At 67.5% G+C, this 2,306-nt stretch carries 3 protein-coding genes; 2 read left to right on the forward strand and 1 reads right to left on the reverse strand.

All coding sequences use genetic code 11. From position 1 onward, the window contains the following. Positions 1-69: 69 nt before the first annotated feature. On the forward strand, positions 70-999 hold the full coding sequence (gene egtD, locus RMO12_RS15355) for an L-histidine N(alpha)-methyltransferase (RefSeq protein ID WP_309624449.1): 930 nt from the start codon (positions 70-72) through the stop codon (positions 997-999). A gap of 23 nt (positions 1,000-1,022) precedes the next feature. After that, a complete protein-coding gene (locus tag RMO12_RS15360; protein WP_309624445.1) occupies positions 1,023-1,304 on the forward strand; it encodes a DUF427 domain-containing protein in 282 nt (93 codons plus the stop codon). 60 nt (positions 1,305-1,364) lie between these two features. On the opposite strand, the gene RMO12_RS15365 is transcribed toward RMO12_RS15360, so the two are convergent. Continuing rightward, on the reverse strand, positions 1,365-2,306 hold a 942-nt coding region (locus tag RMO12_RS15365), incomplete at its 5' end, for a FumA C-terminus/TtdB family hydratase beta subunit (RefSeq protein ID WP_309639936.1).

The following is a 2,306-nucleotide window of genomic DNA, read 5'->3' on the forward strand; positions in this document are numbered from 1 at the left end:
TCTTTGCAACTGGACACCCGGGCATTGCAGCGAACGCAGGCCGGGCTGTCGGTCGCGGTGACCGCGCCGGTGGTCGACAGCGACTTCGCCCGCGAGCTGCTCGCTGGCTTGGCGCGGCGCCCGCGCGCCATCGCGCCAAAGTTCTTCTACGACGCGGCCGGCTCGTCGCTGTTCGACCGCATCTGCGAGCTGCCCGAGTACTACCCGACGCGTACCGAGCTGGCGCTGTTGTCGCTGCACGCCCAGGAGATGGCCGAGTGCATCGGCGCGGATGCCGACCTGGTCGAGTTCGGTGCCGGCTCGAGCCACAAGATCCGCGTGCTGCTCGATGCGCTGCCGGGGGCACGCCGCTTCGTGCCGATCGACATCTCGGCCGAGCACCTGCATGACGCTGCCGCGCTGCTGCGCGTGGACTTCCCCTGGCTCGAGGTGCGCCCGCTGGCGGCCGACTTCACGCGGCCCTTCGAGCTGCCGCCGCTGGCCGGAGCGCCCGCGCGCCGCGTCGGCTTTTTCCCGGGCTCGTCGATCGGCAACTTCACGCCCGACGAGGCGCTTGGTTTCCTGCGCCAGGCGCGCGCACTGCTGCGCGGCGGCGGCCTGCTCGTCGGGGTCGATCTGGTCAAGGACCCGGCCGTGCTGCACGCCGCCTACAACGACGCGGCCGGCGTCACGGCGGCCTTCAACCTCAACGTGCTGGTGCGCGCGAACCGCGAGCTGGGCGCGAATTTCGACGTGTCGGCGTTCGCGCACTACGCGTTCTACGAGCCGCTGCGCCAGCGCATCGAGATGCATCTGCTGAGCCGCTGCACGCAGCAGTTGCGGGTGTGCGGCCATGACTTCGAGTTCGCCGAGGGCGAGTCGCTGCACACCGAGAATTCGTACAAGTACAGCGTCGACGGGTTTCGCGCCTTGGCCGAGCAAGCGGGCTTCGAGGCGCGCGCCTGCTGGATCGATGACCGACGCTGGTTCAGCATTCACTGGCTGGCAGCGCCGACCTGAAACCTGCCAACGGGGAGCAAGCGATGAAGGCAAGCTGGAACGGCGTGACCATCGCCGAGAGCGACGACACCGTGGTGGTCGAAGGCAACCACTACTTTCCCGAAAGCGCGTTGCGACGCGATTACGTGGTCGGCAGCAACCACCACACCATGTGTTCCTGGAAGGGCGAGGCAAGCTACTACTCGCTCTTGGTCGATGGCGACATCAATGTCGATGCAGTCTGGTACTACGCCGAGCCGCTCGAGGCGGCTGCCGAGATCAAGGATCGCGTGGCGTTCTGGAAGGGCGTGCAGGTGCGCGACTGAAGGCGGCGCGGCACGCCGCACGGCGCACAGCACCGCGCTGCGCCGCCGAGAAGGTCGCGCTCAGGCTGAAGCGACCTTGATCTTCGCGATCTTCGCCTGCCAAAGCGCCGGCCCGGTCTGGTGGACCGAGCTGCCGTTCGAGTCGACCGCCACGGTGACCGGCATGTCCTTCACTTCAAACTCGTAGATCGCTTCCATGCCGAGGTCGGCAAAGCCCACCACACGGGCTTTTTTGATCGCCTTGGAGACCAGGTAGGCAGCGCCGCCCACCGCCATGAGGTAAGCGCTGTGGTGCTTCTTGATGGCCTCGATGCCCGCCGGCCCGCGCTCGGCCTTGCCGATCATGCCGATGAGGCCCGTCTCGGCCAGCATCATCTCGGTGAACTTGTCCATGCGCGTGGCCGTGGTCGGGCCGGCCGGGCCCACCACTTCACCGCGCACCGGGTCGACCGGGCCGACGTAGTAGATGACGCGGTTGCTGAAGTCCACCGGCAGCTTCTCGCCTTTGGCGAGCATGTCCTGGATGCGCTTGTGTGCGGCGTCGCGGCCGGTCAGCATCTTGCCGCTCAGCAGCAGGGTGTCGCCCGGCTTCCAGCTGGCGACTTCCGCCTTGGTGAGCGTGTCGAGATCGACCTGCCGGGAGCGCTGGTAGTCGGGCGCCCATTTCACGTCGGGCCACAGGTCGAGCGAGGGCGGCTCGAGATAGGCCGGGCCCGAGCCGTCGAGCACGAAGTGCGCATGCCGCGTGGCGGCGCAGTTGGGGATCATTGCCACCGGCTTGCTTGCGGCATGCGTCGCGTACATGGCGATCTTCACGTCGAGCACGGTGGTGAGGCCCCCCAGGCCCTGCGCGCCGATGCCCAGGGCGTTGATCTTGTCGCACAGCTCGATGCGCAGTGCTTCGGTCGGGTTGTTCGGCCCGCGCGTCTTGAGCTCATGCATGTCGATGTCGTCCATCAACACCTGCTTGGCCATCAGCATCGCCTTTTCGGCCGTGCCGCC

Source organism: Methylibium sp., from assembly GCF_031393925.1.
Lineage (GTDB): Bacteria > Pseudomonadota > Gammaproteobacteria > Burkholderiales > Burkholderiaceae_C > Methylibium.

Excerpts from the sequence above, each read along its gene's own strand:
- RMO12_RS15360 (WP_309624445.1), top strand. The coding sequence starts at position 1,023 with ATGAAGGCAAGCTGGAACGGCGTGACCATCGCCGAGAGCGACGACACC.